The sequence below is a fragment of the Enterobacter cloacae complex sp. 2015409 genome, assembly GCF_041365315.1.
Classification (GTDB): Bacteria; Pseudomonadota; Gammaproteobacteria; order Enterobacterales; family Enterobacteriaceae; genus Enterobacter; species Enterobacter pseudoroggenkampii.
Genome location: NZ_JBFTVM010000010.1, coordinates 48,615 through 67,708, shown reverse-complemented (window position 1 = coordinate 67,708; position 19,094 = coordinate 48,615). Strand labels below are relative to the sequence as shown.

General features: G+C 56.6%; 18 protein-coding genes. 6 read left to right on the top strand and 12 right to left on the bottom strand.

The annotated features are described in order from the left end of the window. The 3 genes from ubiE to udp all read right to left on the bottom strand — a co-directional run bounded on the left by ubiE (position 1) and on the right by udp (position 3,182). A complete protein-coding gene (gene ubiE, locus ACDO57_RS22845; protein ID WP_023309612.1) occupies positions 1-756 on the bottom strand; it encodes a bifunctional demethylmenaquinone methyltransferase/2-methoxy-6-polyprenyl-1,4-benzoquinol methylase UbiE in 756 nt (251 codons plus the stop codon). Between the two features lie 66 nt (positions 757-822). Beyond that, a complete protein-coding gene (gene rmuC, locus ACDO57_RS22840; protein WP_370884615.1) occupies positions 823-2,280 on the bottom strand; it encodes a DNA recombination protein RmuC in 1,458 nt (485 codons plus the stop codon). A gap of 140 nt (positions 2,281-2,420) precedes the next feature. Then, positions 2,421-3,182, bottom strand: a complete 762-nt coding sequence (gene udp / locus ACDO57_RS22835) for a uridine phosphorylase (RefSeq protein ID WP_003860792.1) — start codon at positions 3,180-3,182, stop codon at positions 2,421-2,423. Between the two features lie 255 nt (positions 3,183-3,437). Between udp and ACDO57_RS22830 the strand changes: the two genes are divergently transcribed. Beyond that, entirely contained in the window at positions 3,438-4,244 is an 807-nt protein-coding gene (locus tag ACDO57_RS22830; RefSeq protein WP_024907996.1) for a dienelactone hydrolase family protein, read from the top strand. A gap of 38 nt (positions 4,245-4,282) precedes the next feature. Beyond that, complete coding sequence (locus ACDO57_RS22825) at positions 4,283-5,746, top strand: glycoside hydrolase family 1 protein (RefSeq protein ID WP_370884614.1); 1,464 nt, start codon at positions 4,283-4,285, stop codon at positions 5,744-5,746. A 43-nt stretch (positions 5,747-5,789) separates the two neighbouring features. Here the strand turns inward: ACDO57_RS22825 and metE are convergent, their stop codons facing one another. Next, positions 5,790-8,051, bottom strand: a complete 2,262-nt coding sequence (gene metE, locus ACDO57_RS22820; protein WP_370884613.1) for a 5-methyltetrahydropteroyltriglutamate--homocysteine S-methyltransferase — start codon at positions 8,049-8,051, stop codon at positions 5,790-5,792. Between the two features lie 236 nt (positions 8,052-8,287). Here metE and metR point away from each other — a divergent pair, with 236 nt between their 5' ends. Beyond that, positions 8,288-9,241, top strand: a complete 954-nt coding sequence (metR, locus tag ACDO57_RS22815; protein ID WP_032646068.1) for an HTH-type transcriptional regulator MetR — start codon at positions 8,288-8,290, stop codon at positions 9,239-9,241. Here the strand turns inward: metR and ACDO57_RS22810 are convergent. The 3 genes from ACDO57_RS22810 to pldB all read right to left on the bottom strand — a co-directional run bounded on the left by ACDO57_RS22810 (position 9,129) and on the right by pldB (position 11,935). Continuing rightward, positions 9,129-10,028 (bottom strand): carboxylate/amino acid/amine transporter, encoded by a 900-nt coding sequence (locus ACDO57_RS22810; protein WP_370884612.1) that lies wholly within the window; start codon positions 10,026-10,028, stop codon positions 9,129-9,131. The two genes, metR and ACDO57_RS22810, sit on opposite strands and share 113 nt — an antisense overlap. An 82-nt stretch (positions 10,029-10,110) precedes the next feature. Then, positions 10,111-10,911: a sugar/pyridoxal phosphate phosphatase YigL gene (gene yigL, locus ACDO57_RS22805; protein ID WP_024907991.1), complete on the bottom strand. Its 801-nt coding sequence runs from the start codon at positions 10,909-10,911 to the stop codon at positions 10,111-10,113. A 31-nt stretch (positions 10,912-10,942) separates the two neighbouring features. Next, positions 10,943-11,935 carry a lysophospholipase L2 gene (gene pldB, locus ACDO57_RS22800; RefSeq protein WP_024907990.1) on the bottom strand — a complete coding sequence of 331 codons (993 nt, stop codon included), beginning with the start codon at positions 11,933-11,935 and terminating at the stop codon, positions 10,943-10,945. 109 nt (positions 11,936-12,044) lie between these two features. Between pldB and rhtB the strand changes: the two genes are divergently transcribed. Then, positions 12,045-12,665, top strand: a complete 621-nt coding sequence (gene rhtB / locus ACDO57_RS22795) for a homoserine/homoserine lactone efflux protein (protein WP_008501533.1) — start codon at positions 12,045-12,047, stop codon at positions 12,663-12,665. Here the strand turns inward: rhtB and rhtC are convergent. The 3 genes from rhtC to pldA form a co-directional block, all read right to left on the bottom strand. Next, entirely contained in the window at positions 12,662-13,282 is a 621-nt protein-coding gene (rhtC, locus tag ACDO57_RS22790; protein ID WP_024907989.1) for a threonine export protein RhtC, read from the bottom strand. The genes rhtB and rhtC overlap by 4 nt on opposite strands. A gap of 61 nt (positions 13,283-13,343) precedes the next feature. Further along, complete coding sequence (gene recQ / locus ACDO57_RS22785; RefSeq protein ID WP_047345452.1) at positions 13,344-15,173, bottom strand: ATP-dependent DNA helicase RecQ; 1,830 nt, start codon at positions 15,171-15,173, stop codon at positions 13,344-13,346. 90 nt (positions 15,174-15,263) lie between these two features. Then, a complete protein-coding gene (gene pldA / locus ACDO57_RS22780; protein ID WP_024907987.1) occupies positions 15,264-16,133 on the bottom strand; it encodes a phospholipase A in 870 nt (289 codons plus the stop codon). A gap of 163 nt (positions 16,134-16,296) precedes the next feature. Between pldA and yigI the strand changes: the two genes are divergently transcribed. Together yigI and rarD are read left to right on the top strand one after the other, a co-directional pair. Next, complete coding sequence (gene yigI / locus ACDO57_RS22775; protein ID WP_008501538.1) at positions 16,297-16,764, top strand: acyl-CoA thioesterase YigI; 468 nt, start codon at positions 16,297-16,299, stop codon at positions 16,762-16,764. A 51-nt stretch (positions 16,765-16,815) separates the two neighbouring features. After that, a complete protein-coding gene (gene rarD, locus ACDO57_RS22770) occupies positions 16,816-17,712 on the top strand; it encodes an EamA family transporter RarD (RefSeq protein ID WP_248273423.1) in 897 nt (298 codons plus the stop codon). Positions 17,713-17,795: 83 nt separating this feature from the next. Here rarD and corA read toward each other — a convergent pair whose 3' ends face one another. After that, entirely contained in the window at positions 17,796-18,746 is a 951-nt protein-coding gene (gene corA / locus ACDO57_RS22765; RefSeq protein ID WP_008501540.1) for a magnesium/cobalt transporter CorA, read from the bottom strand. Between the two features lie 150 nt (positions 18,747-18,896). Further along, positions 18,897-18,953, bottom strand: coding sequence for a YsgD/CorL family protein (gene ysgD / locus ACDO57_RS22760; RefSeq protein ID WP_212743980.1), 57 nt, complete (start codon positions 18,951-18,953; stop codon positions 18,897-18,899). Positions 18,954-19,094 lie beyond the last annotated feature (141 nt).

Sequence of the window (19,094 nt, the reverse complement as noted above, 5' to 3'; positions counted from 1 at the left end):
TCAGAATTTGTAACCGCGATGCAGCGCGACGACACCCGCCGTCAGGTTGAAATATTCAACGTTCTCAAATTCTGCATCCTGCATCATGGCTTTTAAGGTGTCCTGATCCGGGTGCATACGGATAGATTCCGCCAGATAGCGGTAACTTTCCGCATCATTCGCCACCAGCTCACCGATGCGCGGCAGCACGTGGAAGGAATAGGCGTCGTAGGCTTTGCTCAGCGGCTCAATGATCGGTTTCGAGAACTCGAGCACCAGCAGGCGTCCACCCGGTTTCAGCACGCGGTACATGGAGCGCAGCGCCTTTTCTTTATCGGTCACGTTACGCAGACCGAAGGAGATCGTGATGCAGTCAAAGGTATTGTCCGGGAACGGCAGCGCTTCGGCGTTTGCCTGAACATATTCCACGTTCCCCACCACGCCGATGTTACGCAGCTTTTCGCGTCCCATTTTCAGCATGGAGTCATTAATATCGGCGAGGACAACGCGCCCGGTTTCACCCACCAGACGAGAGAATTTCGCGGTTAAATCGCCCGTACCGCCGGCTAAATCCAGCACCGTTTGTCCGCGACGCACGCCGCTACAGTCAATGGTGAAGCGCTTCCACAAGCGATGAATGCCGAACGACATCAGGTCATTCATTACATCGTACTTCGCCGCCACGGAATGAAATACGTGGGCCACCATGTCAGCTTTCTGCGCTTTGGCGACAGTCTGAAAGCCAAAGTGCGTTGTGTCTTGTGAATCGTCAGCCATCTCAGAGCCTGCTTATCAGTAAAATGTTCGTGAAGTGTAACAGATTGGGCGCGTTTGCCCTACGTTTCAACCACCGCGAAAGAAACGCGCTGGAGTCTCGTCTGGTGATAAATCCACCGCTAACGTGTTGTCTTCACTGTTTGTCTTTTGTTCGTCCGCACCTTCTCGCAGGCGAAACTCGTCGTCCTGGGCGGTGGCCTGTTCCACCAATTCCGGATTAATCTCGCGTTTAACCTCTACCCCCAGGCTGCGGAATGATTCGGCCTGCGCCAGCAGATTGCCGCGTCCCGAGGTGAGTTTTTTCATCGCCTGGCGGTAGTTATCCTGCGCACGATCCAGGCTCTGCCCGACTGAGGACATGTCGTCCAAGAAGAGGCGCATTTTGTCGTACAGCTTGCTGGCACGATCGGCAATCTGCTGCGCGTTGCGGCTCTGGTGTTCATAGCGCCACAGGTTCGCAATGGTACGTAACGCCACCAGCAACGTGGTAGGGCTGACCAGCATAATGTTATTTTTGAGCGCTTCGGTGATGAGTTCAGGCTGCCTGTCGAGTGCCAGCAGAAACGCGGGCTCTACCGGAATAAACATCAGGACATAGTCCAGCGAGCGAAGACCCGGCAACTGCTGATAGTCTTTTCTGCCGAGCAGGCGAATGTGGTTACGCACGGAGGCAATGTGCTCCTGCAGCGCCGATTCTCGGGTGTAGTCATCCTCCGCGTTGAAGTAACGCTCATACGCCACCAGGGTCATTTTGGCGTCAATCACCACATCTTTGCCCTGCGGCAGCCTCACGATCACATCCGGCTGCATGCGCGAGCGGGCATCGTTCTCAATACTGACCTGCGTTTCGTATTCATATCCTTCCCGTAGGCCGGAGGCTTCCAGTACGCGGGTCAGCACCACTTCTCCCCAATTGCCCTGGGTTTTGTTATCCCCTTTGAGCGCGCGGGTCAGGTTTACCGCTTCCTGCGCCATCTGGGCATTCAGTTGCTGGAGATTGCGAATCTCATGCGCCAGGGTGTGCCGCTCGCGGGCTTCCTGACCAAAACTGTCCTGCACCTGACGACGAAAACCGTCCAGCTGTTCACGCAGCGGCGTCAGCAGGCTGTTAAGGCTCTGGCGGTTCTGTTCATCAACGCGGCGGTTGCTGTGCTCGAAAATACGGTTGGCGAGGTTCTCAAACTGTTCGCTGAGGCGCTGCTCGCTGTTGATCATCTGGCGGATTTTGTCTTCCGCATGCAGCTGAGTGGATTCAAGGCGGGTGGTCACTTCGCGGAGATCGGCCTCCAGCGAGGTGTTGATATCACGGAGATTGCGCAGCTCGTTGTTAAGCAGCTCGCACTCGTCGCGCCAGTGTTCACTCAGGGCAAGCTGCTGCCTGGCCGCGCTTAAATCGGCGACGATCTCTTCACGTTCAGCCAGCTGATCGGCCTTCTGCTGCGCATGCTGATAACTGGACATCAGCCAGCCTATCGCCACGCCCGCCAGCGCAATCACCGCATAAATCAGGATTGAGATATCCACAATGCCCCCTGTATCAACGTATTACCCGCACAAAATAAGATTGTGCTGTATAAACGTCCAGTTTGAAAGGGTTTTCCTGCGAGGCGCTACGCAAAAAATAAAGGCCGAACGTGTCGGCCTTTGATTTCGAAAGGAAGGGACTAGATCAGGCGACGCGCGGCTTCAACCACGATTTTCACTGCATGGCTTTCGGTCTGCTTCATGGTTTCGGCGTTCGGGATCTCCTGCTGGGTACGGTTGACGATAACGCCCGCCACCATACCGGCACGCAGACCCTGGCTTGCGCACATGGTCAGCAGCGTGGCGGATTCCATTTCGTAGTTCATCACGCCCATTGACTGCCACTCTTCCATGGAGCCTTTGAAGCGGCTTACCACGCGGCCAGAGAAGGTGTCGTAACGCTCCTGGCCCGGGTAGAAGGTGTCGGAAGAGGCGGTTACGCCTACGTGGGTGGTTGCGCCCACGGATTTCGCGGCTTCAACCAGCGCGGTGGTGCATTCGAAATCCGCCACTGCCGGGAATTCCATCGGTGCAAAGTGCAGGCTTGCACCGTCCAGACGGACGGACGCGGTCGTGACCAGCACGTCGCCGACGTTGATGTGCGGCTGGATAGCGCCGGTGGTACCGATACGCAGGAAAGTACGAATGCCCAGCTGCGCCAGCTCTTCAACAGCAATAGACGTAGACGGACCACCGATACCGGTAGAGCACACGATCACCGCTTTGCCATCCAGCTCTGCGCGCCAGGTGGTGAACTCACGATGGGCAGCCAGCTTGACCGGCTTATCCATCAGCGCGGCGATCTTTTCCACACGCTCAGGATCGCCAGGGACGATAGCGAGCGTAGCCCCTTGTAAATCGTTTTTAGTGAGGCCGAGATGAAAAACATCAGACTTAGACATAGGTGACTCCTCTGTGGGTCGGTTAGTCAGAAGAAGTAAAACGGTACTTTACAGAAGCAGTAAGTATATTTTCGTGACGCACCTCACCATGAATGAAAATGATTACATTTGATTTCCATAAAAAGGTGATTCACATCACATTAACAAGTTATATCGTCAGGTGCTGCACAAAAGATAGACCGTTTAAGGCACTGTGAGTTGTTAACCTGGTGTCTATATTTACCTTTGCGCTAACTGATTGGTACGGAGAATGCCATGACTGAAAAAACTGGTTTTGCACCTGCTGCGGCCCCGCATGCCTCAACCATCGTCTCAACATCTGAAGACGCCATCACGGCGGGTGAGACCTCTATTCCCTCGCAGGGGGAGAATATGCCTGCTTATCACGCACGACCAAAATCGGCAGACGGCCCGCTGCCCATCGTGATTGTGATTCAGGAGATATTTGGTGTTCACGAACACATTCGCGACCTCTGCCGCCGGCTGGCGCTGGAAGGGTATCTGGCCGTTGCGCCAGAGCTCTACTTCCGTCAGGGCGATCCGAACGACTACAGCGATATTCCTACATTGCTCAGCAACCTGGTCAGCAAAGTCCCGGACGCGCAGGTGCTGGCCGACCTCGACCACGTCGCCAGCTGGGCGGCGCGCAACGGGGGCGATCCCCATCGTCTGCTGGTCACCGGTTTCTGCTGGGGCGGACGCATTAGCTGGCTGTATGCCGCGCATAACCCGCAGCTCAAAGCCGCTGTCGCCTGGTACGGCAAACTGGTGGGTGAAAAAACGCTGAATTCACCGAAACATCCGGTTGATATCGCCACCGAGTTGAATGCCCCCGTGTTAGGGCTTTACGGCGGTCAGGACACCGGTATTTCGCTGGATTCGGTAGAAACCATGCGCCATGCGCTCCGCGCGGCAAATGCGAAGGCGGAGATTGTAGTTTACCCGGATGCCGGGCATGCGTTTAACGCCGACTATCGTCCGAGCTATCACGCTGAATCGGCGAAAGATGGATGGCAGCGGATGCTTACGTGGTTCCGTCAGTACGGTGGTAAAAAAGGGTAAGCCTTTCCCATCATCATGACGCATAAGGAGTGCGTGTTATGGACAATTCCCTCGCGTTTCCACACGGTTTTTTATGGGGCGGCGCGATTGCCGCCAACCAGGCCGAAGGCGCATGGAACGTGGACGGCAAAGGGCCGTCCGTTGCCGACGCTGTCGCCTGGAAACCCAACCTCTCCGTGAAAGATTACAGCGGCCACATGGCCCTGACGGACGAGAATATCCGCGACGCGTTTGAAGGTAAAAATGATGCGCTGTACCCGAAACGCCGCGGCATCGATTTTTATCACCACTATAAAGACGACGTCGCGCTGTTTGCTGAGATGGGTTTTAAGGTGCTGCGCGTATCCATTGCCTGGTCGCGTATTTTCCCGACCGGAGAGGACGCCGCGCCAAACGAGGCCGGGCTGCAGTTTTATGAAGAACTGTTCCGCGAGCTGCGTCGTCATAACATCGAGCCGCTGGTCACCCTTTCCCACTACGAAATGCCGCTGGCGCTGAGCGAAAAATATAACGGCTGGGTGCATCGTAATGTGGTCGATGCCTTCGTTCGCTTCAGCAATGTTTGTTTCGACCGCTACAAAGAGCTGGTGCGTTACTGGCTAACCTTCAATGAAATAGACAGTATTCACCGCCATCCCTTTACGACCGCGGGCATTCGCGAAGAGAAAAGCGCGCCGGGCAACGCGAAACAGGATATCTATCAGGGTCTGCATCATCAGTTTGTCGCGTCTGCACTGGTCACCCGAGACTGCCACGCCAAAATTCCGGGCAGCCAGGTCGGGTGCATGCTGACCAAACTGACGACCTATCCGCACAGCTGCCGTCCGGAAGACGTTGAAGCCACGCTGAAGAAAAACCTGGAAAACTATTTTTATGCTGACGTGCAGGTATTTGGCGACTATCCGCCGCTGATCCTGCGCGATCTGGAACGACGAAATATCCATATTGAAATGCACCCTGACGATCGGCGTATTTTAAAGGCGCATACCGTCGATTTCGTCTCCTTCAGCTATTACATGTCGATGACCGAATCCACGCAGCCTGACGCCGAACGCATTCCCGGGAATACCGTTCTCGGTGTGAAAAACCCGTATCTGCCTGCATCCGAATGGGGATGGCAGATTGATCCGCTTGGGTTGAAAATCTCGCTGCTGGAGCTGTATGACCGTTACCGAAAGCCGCTGTTTATCGTTGAAAACGGTCTGGGCGCGAAGGATGTAGTCAAAAACGGCAGGATCCACGATAGCTATCGCATCGACTATTTCCGCGCACACTTCGCGCAAACGCTGGCCGCGATTAATGAAGGCGTGGAGGTTATAGGGTTCACCACGTGGGGCTGTATCGACATCATTAGCGCGGGCACCTCGCAGATGTCCAAACGCTACGGTTTTATCTATGTCGATCAGGACGATGAAGGCAACGGTACGTTGAAACGGCTGAAAAAAGACTCCTTCTGGTGGTACCAAAAAGTGATTGCCAGCAATGGCGCAGACCTGAGCTAAGTACGATAAGGCCGGGCTGGCACCCGGCCATCGCGCGTCACAATTATGCCTGACGCAAGTTCTGTGCTGCCTTCACCATGTTCGCCAGCGCCGCACGCGTCTCCGGCCAGCCGCGGGTTTTCAGGCCGCAGTCCGGATTCACCCACAGGCGCTCAGCCGGAATGCGCTGAGCCGCTTTTTTCAGCAGGGCTTCAATCCACTCCACGCTCGGCACGTTCGGGGAGTGAATGTCGTACACGCCCGGCCCGATTTCGTTCGGGTACTCGAACTCTTCGAACGACTCCAGCAGCTCCATGTCAGAGCGCGACGTCTCAATGGTGATCACGTCGGCGTCCAGCGCGGCAATCGAATCCATGATGTCGTTAAATTCGCAGTAACACATGTGGGTGTGGATCTGGGTGTCGTCCTTCGCCACCGCGGCGTTGATGCGGAACGCTTCCACACCCCACTGCAGGTAGGCATCCCAGTCGCTGCGGCGCAGCGGCAGACCTTCGCGCAGGGCCGGTTCGTCAATCTGAATAATGCCAATGCCTGCTGCTTCCAGATCCGCCACTTCATCACGCAGTGCCAGGGCAATCTGTTTGGCGATGGTTTCACGGGTCACGTCTTCACGCGGGAAGGACCAGCAAAGAATGGTCACCGGACCAGTGAGCATGCCTTTCACCGGCTTGTCCGTGAGGGACTGCGCGTATTTCGCCCACTCCACGGTGATCGCTTCCGGGCGGCTGACGTCACCGATAACCACCGGTGGCTTCACGCAGCGGGAGCCATAGCTCTGCACCCAGCCGTTCTGGGTAAACACGAAGCCGTCGAGATGCTCACCGAAGTATTCCACCATGTCGTTACGCTCGGCCTCACCGTGCACCAGCACGTCCAGACCCAGACGTTCCTGCTCGATAATCGCCTGCTTGATGTGTTCGGCGATACCGGTGCGGTAGTGATTCGCATCCAGATTGCCCTTTTTAAAGTCCAGACGCAGGCCACGGATTTCGGTGGTTTGCGGGAAGGAACCGATGGTGGTGGTCGGCCACGCAGGCAGGTTGAAGCGGGCACGCTGCGCTTCAGCGCGGACTTCATACGGGCTCTGACGCTGGCTGTCCTGGGCGGTGATGGCCGCCAGACGTTTTTCCACCGCCGGGTTGTGCACGCGCGCCGAGTGACGACGCGCCTGGATCGGTGCGCCCCATTCGGCGATCGCCGCCGTGTCGCCGCTGTTCAGCGCATCGCGCAGCAGCGTCAGCTCTTCGCATTTTTGCAGGGCGAAGGCAAACCAGCTTTTCACCTCGGCATCCAGGCGAGTCTCCACGCTCAGATCGATCGGGCTGTGCAGCAGGGAACAGGACGAAGCCACCCACAGCTCACGTTTGCCGACGATGTCTTTTATTTGAGCGTATTTCCCGGTGAGATCGGCACGCCAGACGTTACGACCGTTAATCAGCCCGGCGGAGAGCAGCCAGTCCACAGGCAGGCGCTTGTGCAGCTCCGCGACATCGTCTTTACCGTGTACGAGGTCAACGTGCAGGCCCTGAACCGGCAACGCGGTAATGGTGTTAAGGTTCGGCGTTACGCCTTCGAAATAGGTGGTCAGCAGCAGCTTCACTTGCCCCGCCAGCGCGTCATACGCCGGTTTGAAGGCATCGTGCCAAACCTTGGGCAGTTCGAGCACCAGCGCCGGCTCGTCGATTTGCACCCACTGAATGCCGCGTTTGCCCAGCTCAATCAGCACCTGTTTGTAGACCGGCAGAATGTCCTTCAGCAGGCTGAGTCGGTCAAACTGCTCGCCTTTTACTTTACCCAGCCACAGGTACGTTACCGGCCCGAGCAGAACCGGTTTCACCTGATGGCCCAGCGCCAGCGCTTCGTCCACTTCATCCAGAAGCTGCGTCCAGGTCAGCCTGAACTGCTGACCTTTCACGAACTCCGGCACCATATAGTGATAGTTGGTGTTGAACCACTTGGTCATTTCCGCCGCTGCCGCTGGCTCACCCGTTGGCGCACGGCCACGGCCGATGCGGAACAGGGTATCGATATCTACCGATCCATCTTTGTTCTGATGACGAGCCGGCACGTTGCCAAGCAGCAGGCTGGTCGTCAGAACATGGTCGTACCAGGCGAAATCGCCCACCGGCAACAGGTCAATGCCCGCCTGTTTTTGCTGAGCCCAGTGACGAGCGCGCAGCTCGCGTCCCACCGCCAGCAGTTCTTCACGGGTGGCGTTCCCCGCCCAGTAGCTTTCTTGCGCTTTTTTCAGTTCGCGACGCAGGCCAACGCGAGGGAAACCGAGTGTGTGATTGCGGATTGTCATGTTTTCTTCCTCTAATTAATTGTAAATCCTTTGGATTTTGAATTTAGGGAAGGCGGCAAGTTTGCTCATCCCCGGGAGCTTACATGAGTAAGTGACCGGGGTGGGTAAACGCAGCCAACGCACCATAAATTTAAAAGACGAAGGATTTTAGCCGTCCAGATGTTTACACATCCATAATTGGCAGTTACTGTATATTCCTCAAGCGCAATATGTTCATGGCGAAGTGAAGGACTTTCATGATCGAGATAAAACACCTGAAAACGCTACAAGCGTTGCGGAACTGCGGCTCGCTCGCGGCTGCGGCTGCCACGCTGCACCAGACCCAGTCCGCCCTTTCTCACCAGTTCAGCGATCTGGAACAACGCCTCGGCTTCCGTCTTTTTGTGCGTAAGAGCCAGCCCCTGCGCTTTACGCCGCAAGGTGAGATCCTGTTGCAGCTGGCGAATCAGGTCCTGCCGCAAATCGCCAGCGCGCTGCAGGCGTGTAACGAACCGCAGCAAACCACGCTGCGTATCGCCATTGAGTGCCACAGCTGTATTCAGTGGCTGACCCCCGCGCTTGAGAACTTCCGCCAGAAGTGGCCGCAGGTGGAGATGGATTTCAAATCCGGCGTGACCTTTGATCCGCAGCCGTCGCTGCAGCAGGGCGAGCTGGACCTGGTGATGACCTCTGACATTCTGCCGCGCAGCGGCCTGCACTATTCGCCGATGTTTGATTATGAAGTACGCCTGGTGCTGGCACCGGATCATCCGCTGGCGGCGAAAACGCGCATCACGCCGGAAGACCTGGCGACGGAAACGCTGCTGATTTATCCGGTCCAGCGCAGTCGTCTGGATATCTGGCGCCACTTCCTGCAGCCCGCGGGCATCAGTCCGCAGCTGAAAAGCGTGGATAACACCCTGCTGTTGATTCAGATGGTGGCGGCCAGAATGGGTATCGCGGCGCTGCCGCACTGGGTGGTAGAGAGCTTTGAACGCCAGGGTCTTGTGCAGACCAAAACCCTGGGGGAAGGACTGTGGAGCCGACTGTACGCCGCCGTGCGCGATGGCGAGCAGCGTCAGCCGATTACGGAGGCGTTTATTCGCTCAGCGCGGAACCACGCGTGCGACCATCTTCCGTTTGTGCGGAGCGCGGAGCGACCCAGCGGCGATGGACCCACAGCGAAGCCAGGATCACCGCTCCCCCAATAAGGAAGCTCGGCCAGTGCGGCTGTTGCTGCCAGATGGCGAGGTTGACCAACAACCCAGCCGGGACATGCACGTTGTTCATGATCCCCAGCGTACCGGCGTCGACCTGCGTCGCGCCGTAGTTCCACATGAAGTACCCCAACCCGGAAGCCACGACGCCCAGCCAGATCAGCACGCCCCACTGCACGGAGGTGGTCGGCAGCTTGTGCGGGTTACCGAGCATAAACCACGCCGCCACTGCGACAATCGCGGCGCCCATATAAAACCAGGCGAACGCGTTATGCTGCGGCATCGGGCGGGTTTCCATCAGGCGCTTGTAGCCCACCATGCCGATGGCGAAACTGATGTTGGCGAGCTGGACGAACATCAGTCCGGTCCAGAAGTGATCGCTGACTTTGTCATAGCGAATAATCGCCGCGCCAATCACCGCCAGCGCCGCGCTCAGCAGGTATCCCCAGCGCAGGCGGCGTTTACTCAGCAGATCGTATATCAGCGTGATGTAGAGCGGCGTCAGCACGGTAAAGAGCAGGAATTCCGAGACGGACAGATAGACGTAAGCCCGGAAGCTGAACAGGTACATGATGCCGAGCTGCATCGCCCCCACCAGCATGTACAGCACAATCGTTTTCAGCGATTGCCCGCGCGTACGCAGAAACGGCAGGAATACCAGCGCCGCCAGCCCCACGCGCATCAGCACCGAGAAGTAGCTGTCGACCGAACCGGCAAGGTATTCGCCAATCAGGCTAAAGGAGAAGGCCCACAGGATAGTGGTGATAATGAGTAGCGCCACAATGCTTGTCTCTCAGAAAGAAGGAGAGGCATTGTAGCGAACTCTTTAGTTGACATCTGAGCAATAAACAACCAAATGAAGATTATTCAAGGAACAGTTTGCGCAGGTATTTCGGTACCGCATTGTCTGCGTTGGTGCCGATCACTTCCAGCTCCGGGTGCAAATCTTTCAGGCGCTGGTGCGCATTCTCCATAATGCAGCCCTTGCCTGCCATCGACAGCATTTCGGCATCGTTCATGCCGTCACCAAAGGCGATACAGTCTTTCAGCTCGAAGCCCAGACGTTTCGCGACGGCTTCCAGCGCGTGGCCTTTGGAGACGCCACCCGCCATCACTTCCAGACAGGTCAGGGTTGAGAAGCTCACATTGACGCGATCGCCCCAGCGGGCGTTAATTGCCTGCTCCAGCGGGAGCAGTTCTTCGTGACTGTCGCAGGTGAAGAACACCTTACTGATCCCCTCCGGCTCAAGAAGGCCCGGCTCGTACAGGGAGTAGTTAAATACCGCTTCTTTGAAGAAACGCATTTCATCCGGGCGGTGGCGGTTCATGAACCAGTCGTCGTCACGATAAACGTTGGTGACGATAGCCGGATTATTGTGCACCACGCCAAACAGATCGGCGGCAATATCGCGATCCAGGTTGTGGGTGAAGATCAGGTTGCCGTCGGTATCATGCACGCGCGCACCGTTGGAGGTGATCATGTACGATTTGATCTCAAGATTATCGCGGATCTGCCCCACGTCGACGTGGTGGCGGCCGGTGGCAAACACAAAGTTCACGCCCCGTGCCGTCAGCAGCTTTAGGGTCTCTTTCGCGTAAGGCGACAGGGTGTGGTCAGGGGAAAGCAGCGTGCCATCTAAATCAGATGCAACAACCTGGTACATAGGGATTTCAACCTCTGGTGGAAAACAATAATCAATTATGCCTGTTGAAAAATTCAACAATGGCGTTGAGCGCGACTGAGCGCATAGCGTCCTTTTCAAAAAGGATCTCATGGTACGCGCCGTTAATGACCAGCGGTTTTCCCCCTTCACAAGGGTGACCGGCGGCCGCGCGCAGTTCACAATAGCGGTCATGCATGCGGTTATCCACCACACGCTCTTCTTCCGCCTGAATCAGGAGTGTTGGTGTATCGTCATTGCCGACACCCGCCAGAACCTGCTCACCGGCAAGGATACCTTCCCGCACCCAGTGGTAGGTCGGGCCCCCCACGCGCAGGCGCGGTTCATCGGCATAAAAACGCAGGTTACGACGATACCGCTGGCGACTGTGGGTCAGCACGTTCATCGCAAACGGCAGTGCCCGCCAGCGTCCCGTCCCGATGGCATAGCCTTCCCGAATGCGCTGATGGCCCTCAGCCCAATCAAGAATATGACGCACCATCCAGTCAGGAAAACGCATGACGATGCCATACATCGGCGCGGTGAGCGCAATGGCGTCGCACTGGTGAGCGTGGCGCTGTAAAAACAGCGTTGAAATCGCACCGCCCATCGAGTGCGCCAGAATATAGCGCTTCCGCCAGGGGCCGGGCTCGACCTCCTGCTGCCAGAACGCGGCAAGATCGTCGACGTAATCGCTGAAGTTATCCACGTGGCCGCGATGCGTATCCGATAGCAGGCGGCCAGAAAGCCCCTGCCCGCGGTGATCGATAATCAACACATCGAAGCCCAGATGGAACAGGTCATAGGCCAGTTCGGCGTATTTGATATAGCTCTCGATACGCCCGGGGCAAACCACGATGACCCGGTCATTTTTCTTATCGTGAAAACGCACAAAGCGTACCGGTATATCACCGACGCCCGTAAACTCATCTTCCTCACGCTGGCGCCAGAAATCGGTCAGCGGCCCCATGGAGAAAGCAGCAAATGCGTTTTCTCGTGTTTCCCAGTCCTTTTTCTGCTGAAACATCGGGTTTCTACTCACCTAAGCCAAGGAATATCGTTTTTTCGTAACCGGTCACAAAATGACTCAACAATAGCGTATTGTGGCATAAAAACAGACGATTCGGGAGTTTCAAATGACCTTCGAGTGGTGGTTCGCTTACCTGCTGACATCCATCATCCTTAGCCTTTCACCGGGCTCGGGCGCCATTAACACCATGACCACCTCCATCAACCACGGCTATCGCGGTGCGGCAGCGTCAATTGCCGGTTTGCAGACCGGGCTGGGCATTCATATCGTGCTGGTTGGGATTGGTCTGGGGACTCTGTTCTCCCGCTCGGTACTGGCCTTTGAGGTGCTGAAATGGGCCGGGGCGGCGTATCTGATTTGGCTCGGCATCCAGCAGTGGCGCGCGGCAGGCTCCATCAACCTGAACACGCTCGCGCAGACGCAAAACCGCGGTCATCTGTTTAAGCGTGCGGTGTTCGTCAACCTGACCAACCCGAAGAGCATCGTGTTCCTCGCCGCGCTGTTCCCGCAGTTTATCGTGCCGCATCAGCCCCAGGTGATGCAGTACGTGGTGCTGGGCGCGACCACCATTATTGTCGATATCATCGTGATGATTGGTTACGCGACGCTGGCGCAGCGGATTGCGGCGTGGATTAAAGGGCCTAAGCAGATGAAGGCCCTGAATAAAGTCTTTGGCTCGCTGTTTATGCTGGTTGGCGCGCTGCTTGCGTCAGCGCGTCATGCTTAGCGAGAAATGATGAGATGAATGCCGAAGCCGGCGAACAGCGCGCCGGCGAAGCCATCAATCCACTTAGCGATACGCTGGTAGCCGCGGCGCATCGCCGGTAAGGCAAACAGGCTGGCCACGATGGTAAACCAGGCAAAGGTTTCAACAACGATCAGCAGGAAGATGCCCCAGCGTGCGCCCGCACCGACGCTATCGCCGACAAACAGCGAGAACACCGAGCCGAAATAGATAATCGCTTTTGGGTTTGCCAGATTGGTCAGCAGCCCTTTTACAAAGCTGCGGCCGCCCGTTGCCAGCTCCACCTTTGGCTCTTCCGGTTTTTTCTGCTCTTTCTTCAGCGCCCCGCGCAGCATCTGGTAGCCCATCCAGCACAGGTACAGCCCGCCGCCAACCATAATGATGTTATGCAGCCAGGCCATCTTCGCCAGGATCAGGTTCAGACCGAGCAGCGCAACGGCCGCCCAGACCATAACGCCCATGGTGATACCGAGCACGCCCATCATCGCCTCTTTGCGGGATCGGCTGACGGCCGTTTGTGACACGAAGAAAAAGTCCGGTCCCGGGCTCATCAGCGCAACAATGTGCACTAACGCCACGGTGAGAAATAGCATCAACATAATTAACTCGCGGGGAAATAATTCAGTGAGTCATCATCCTGGCACTTTTTCGCCCGGCTGACTACTCCTCATCATCACCATCGGCGTGAGAGCGGATGAGCGCCATAAACTCTTTACCAAAGCGCTCCAGCTTGCGCGTCCCCACGCCGTTGACGCTGAGCATCTCGCTGGCGCTGAGCGGCATCTGCTCGGCCATCTCGATGAGCGTCGCGTCGTTGAACACCACGTAAGGCGGGATGTTCTCTTCGTCGGCGATGGCCTTACGCAGCTTACGCAGTTTGGCGAAAAGCTTGCGGTCGTAGTTGCCGCCGTAGGATTTCTGCATCACGCGTGGCTTCAGGGCGATGACGCGCGGCACGGCGAGCTTGAGCTCAACGTCACCGCGCAGCACCGGACGCGCGGCCTCCGTGAGCTGAAGCGCGGAGTGCTGGGCAATGTTCTGCGTGGCAAAGCCGAGGTGAATGAGCTGGCGAATGATGCTCACCCAGTGCTCGTGGCTCTGGTCCTTGCCGATCCCGTAGACAGGCAGCTTGTCGTGGCCCATATCGCGGATACGCTGGTTGTTGGCACCGCGCAGCACTTCCACCACGTAGCCCATCCCGAAGCGCTGGTTCACGCGGTAAATGGTCGAGAGCGCCTTACGCGCGTCCATCAGACCATCGTACTGTTTCGGCGGATCCAGGCAGATATCGCAGTTGCCGCAAGGCTCCTGGCGCCCTTCACCAAAATAGTTGAGCAGCACCAGACGGCGGCAGGTTTGCGCTTCAGCAAACGCGCCCATCGCGTTGAGCTTGTGGCGCTCAATATCCTGCAGCTGTCCCTGCGGTTTCTCTTCCAGACAGCGGCGCAGCCACGCCATATCGGCCGGATCGTAAAACAGCATCGCTTCCGCAGGCAGCCCGTCACGCCCGGCGCGACCGGTTTCCTGATAGTAGGATTCGATGTTGCGCGGGATGTCGAAGTGCACTACAAAGCGCACGTTCGGCTTGTTAATCCCCATCCCGAACGCCACCGTCGCAACCACGATTTGCAGGTCGTCGCGCTGGAATTTCTCCTGCACGTCGGCGCGGATGTGGTTCTCTAACCCGGCGTGATACGCGGCGGCACTAAAGCCGCGGTTTTGCAGACGCGCGGCGGTGTCTTCCACCTTCGCACGGCTGTTGCAGTAGATGATGCCGGACTTGCCGCGCTGCTCCTGGACGTAGCGCAGGAGCTGATCCAGCGGCTTGAACTTTTCCATCAGCATATAGCGGATGTTAGGGCGGTCGAAGCTGCTGACCTGAATATAGGGGTCGTTCAGCCCCAGCAGGCGAACGATATCCAGCCGCGTGGTGTCATCCGCCGTGGCGGTGAGCGCCATAAACGGCAGCTCGGGGAAGCGCTGACGCAGCTGGCCGAGGGCAGCGTATTCCGGGCGGAAATCGTGTCCCCACTGGGAGATACAGTGCGCTTCATCCACCGCCAGCAGCACCGGGTTCCAGTGCGCGAGATGGTCGAGGAAGTTATCCAGCATCAGGCGTTCCGGGGCGATATACAGCAGGCGGATCTGCCCGGTGCGGCACCCGGCCATCACCTCTTGCTGCTGCTCCCGGGTTTGCGTGGAGTTAAGACAGGCGGCCGCCACGCCGTTGGCGAGCAGCTGGTCAACCTGGTCTTTCATCAGAGAAATGAGTGGGGATACCACGACCGTCAGGCCGTTAAGCACCAGCGCGGGCACCTGATAACAGAGGGACTTACCGCCGCCGGTCGGCATCACCACCAGGCAGTCACGGCCTTCCAGCACCGTTTCAATGATGGTTTCCTGGCCAGGGCGGAACTGCTGGTAGCCAAAGGTTTCATGCAAAACCTGTTTAGCCAGCGACTCCTGATTCAATACTTCCGCCTGCGCCACGTTAACCCCATATGCCTGAAATGAAACAGGCGCTATTTTCAGCGCCTGAAAGAGAAACTTCAACGTTTAACGCAAAAACATTCGAGCAGCCTAGAGAATATCGTTCAGCATCACACCCACGCCGATGCGGGTCTGGTTGAAGTTGTAATCGATAAGCGACTCGCCGTAACCGCTGTACACCTGAGTATAGATGCGGACATGCTTCGTCATTGGATAGCTTAAGCCCACTTCCGCACCACCGTAGCCGGTGTTCCAGTTGTACTGACCTTTGGCGCTGAGCACGGCATCACCTAACTGGTAGCCAACCTTGAGCTGGTAATAGCCCATATATTTGGTGATATCCGGGTTGTCATCGGTTTCGCCCACCACATACCACGGCTTCACTTCCACCATCCAGTTACCGTTCTGCGCCATCAGACGCGTATAAGCACGGTTCCAGCTGCGCGAGGTAGGGTCAGAGCGACCGTTTGAATCGTGGTTAAAGCCCACTTCGACATCGCGCAGCGTCCAGCCCGCAAACTCATAATCCGTTGCAAAACCGAGGAACAGCTGCGGCTCATAGTTGGTTTCACGGAACGGCGAGGATTCTCCGCTGTTAGAGAGCTGCCACCAGGATTTCTGGGTGTAAGACGCTCCGAGCACCGAGTTCGGCCCCAGAATACCGCGCCAGAACGGGAATGCCAGGCTGAGCTGGAACTTCACCTCATCTTTACGCGCATTATCGGACCAGTTATAGGAGCTTATCGCCTCTTTGTTGAGATCGCTGGTCTGGGTGTAAATCACGTAGTTGGTGTCATACGGATAGAGCGTGAACGGATTGTCATGTTCCTGAAGAAGGTTCGCGATAATGCTACCGTGAACGGCAGGTTTATCATGCACCTCTTTGATCGTCGCTTCCTGCGCATATGCTGTGAAGGGCAGCGCAACCGCTGCCAGTAACCATGCCAGATACGTCCGCATCGGTGGTGTTCTCCTGCAAAAGAGTAAAATTACCTGAATAGTTATGTGGCGGACATTCTACAGACTTCTGCGACAACTGCTGCATCCTCGTTTCTGAAAGTGGCATTCCTTGTTGCCGCGGCATAAAATCAACATTTCGTTAACAATAAGGATGTGATGCCTCATGTCAGCCATGCTTACCGCCGAAGAAGTGTTAAAACTCGTGGGCGAGATTTTTGTTTACCATATGCCGTTTAACCGCGCGCTGGGACTGGAGCTGGAGCGTTACGAGAAAGACTTTGCCCAACTGAGCTTCAACAACCAGCCGATGATGGTGGGTAACTGGGCGCAAAGTATTTTGCACGGCGGTGTGATTGCCTCCGCGCTGGACGTGGCGGCAGGTCTGGTCTGCGTGGGAAGTACGCTGACCCGCCATGACACCATCAACGAAGACGAACTTCGCCAGCGTCTGGCGCGCATGGGTACTATCGACTTACGCGTCGACTATCTTCGCCCGGGACGCGGAAATCGCTTTACCTGTACCAGCAGCCTGCTGCGCGCGGGGAATAAAGTCGCCGTGGCGCGCGTTGAGTTACACAACGAAGAACAGGTGTATATCGCCAGCGCAACCGCCACTTATATGGTGGGTTGAGGCGGCAAAATCGGGTAAAATTAATTCACTTTTTTGTAACGGATTTTCCCGATGGATGCTAAACAGACGCGGCAGGGCGTTTTACTCGCCCTTGCCGCTTATTTTATTTGGGGTATCGCCCCGGCGTATTTCAAGCTTATCGCCTACGTTCCGGCTGACGAGATCCTGACTCATCGCGTTATCTGGTCATTCTTCTTTATGATCGCGCTGATGAGCCTCAGCCGTCAGTGGTCGGGCGTCAAAACGCTGTTTAAAACCCCTAAAAAGGTCTTCCTGCTGGCGCTCTCAGCGGTGCTGATTGGCGGTAACTGGCTGCTGTTTATCTGGGCAGTGAATAACCATCACATGCTCGAAGCGAGCCTGGGGTACTTCATTAACCCGCTGGTAAACATCGTGCTGGGGATGATTTTCCTCGGCGAACGCTTCCGCCGGATGCAGTGGTTAGCGGTCCTTCTGGCCTTCTGCGGCGTACTGGTGCAGCTGTGGACCTTCGGCTCGCTGCCGATTATTGCCCTCGGCCTGGCGTTCAGCTTTGCCTTCTACGGCCTGGTGCGTAAGAAGATTGCGGTGGAAGCGCAGACGGGGATGCTGTTTGAAACCCTCTGGCTGCTGCCGGTGGCGGCGATTTATCTCTTCGGCATCGCCGACAGCCCAACCAGCCACATGGGCAGCAACCCGTGGTCGCTGAACCTGATGCTGATGGCGGCGGGCGTGGTAACTACCATTCCTCTGCTGTGCTTCACCGGTGCCGCGACGCGTCTGCGTCTCTCCACGCTGGGCTTCTTCCAGTACATTGGCCCGACGCTGATGTTCCTGCTGGCAGTGGTGTTTTACGGAGAGGTACCGGGGGCGGATAAGATGGTGACGTTCGCCTTTATCTGGGTGGCGCTGGCGATTTTCGTCGCTGATGCGATTTATACCCAACGCAGGGTGCGCAAAGGGCTGTGATGTTGCCCTCACCCTAACCCTCTCCCACAGGGAGAGGGAATTCGATCGTAGGGCGGGTAAGCGCAGCGCCACCCGCCAGATTTTTACAGCCAGTTCCGGCGTTTGAAATAGAGATACGGCGCCAGCCCCGCGAGGATCATAAAGATAATCGCCCCCGGGTAACCAAAGCTCCACTTCAGCTCCGGCATAAACTCGAAGTTCATCCCGTAGCTTGATGCCACTAGCGTCGGCGGCAGGAACACCACGGAAACCACCGAGAAGATCTTGATGATGCGGTTCTGCTCGATGTTGATAAAGCCCATCGCCGCCTGCATCAGGAAGTTGACCTTCTGGAACAGGGATTCGTTGTGCGGCAGCAGGGACTCGATATCTCGTAAGATCTCACGCGCCTGCTCCAGCTGACCGCCCGGCAGACGCGCCTTGCGCACCAGGAAGTTCAGCGCACGCTGGGTATCCATCAGACACAAGCGCACCTTCCAGCCGATATCTTCCAGCTCCGCCAGCGTGGAGAGCGCTTCGTCGTACTCATCGCCCTGATGGCCTTCCATGATCACGCGGCTCAGCTTTTCCAGATCGCTGTAGATGTTTTCAATTTCGTCCGCCAGCTGTTCAATTTTGGTCTCGAACAGATCGAGCAGCAGCTCGTACGCGTTGCCGTCCACCATTGCCTGGCTGCGGGCGCGCATGCGGTAGAGACGGAATGCCGGTAGCTCACGCTCGCGCAGGGTAAACAAACGGCCGTCGCGAATGGTAAACGCCACGGTGGAGTTACCCGCGTGGTCTTCCGCATCTTCAAAGAAGAAGAAGGAGTGAATGTGCAGACCGTCTTCGTCTTCAAAAAAACGGGCGGATGCTTCGATGTCTTCCAGTTCCGGGCGGGTTGCCAGGCTTTGCCCCAGCTCAGATTGTACGCGAAGGCGCTCATCGTCGTCCGGCTCGACCAGATCCACCCATACGGCATCAATGAGGGGCTGTGACTCTTCGGCTTCAAGCCGAGTCAGTCGGTTATTTTCGAGTTGAAATGCGCTCAACATGACCGGGACTCCCAATGCAAAAAATATCGGACAGTTCGGTGGGCACACAGAAACAAATTGGGTTTCAGACCATTAAACAGCCTGACTCAGCGCGACGGGAATAGAGCAGTCGCTGACAACCACTAAGGCCATCAGCAAGAGGAGATAGCCTTAGGAGTTGTTCCTGGATGACAGGGAATTGAGCCAGTATCTACTGGGTGTGTCCAAGGCGAATGTCCTCTTAGCGTAATCGTGCGCGCATGTTACGCCAGCTATAACTGCGGCGTCAACACGCAACGGAACGCTGAAGGGCATTAATTGACCTTCACTGTATAAGGCTAGCAGATTATTACAAAATAATGATATTTT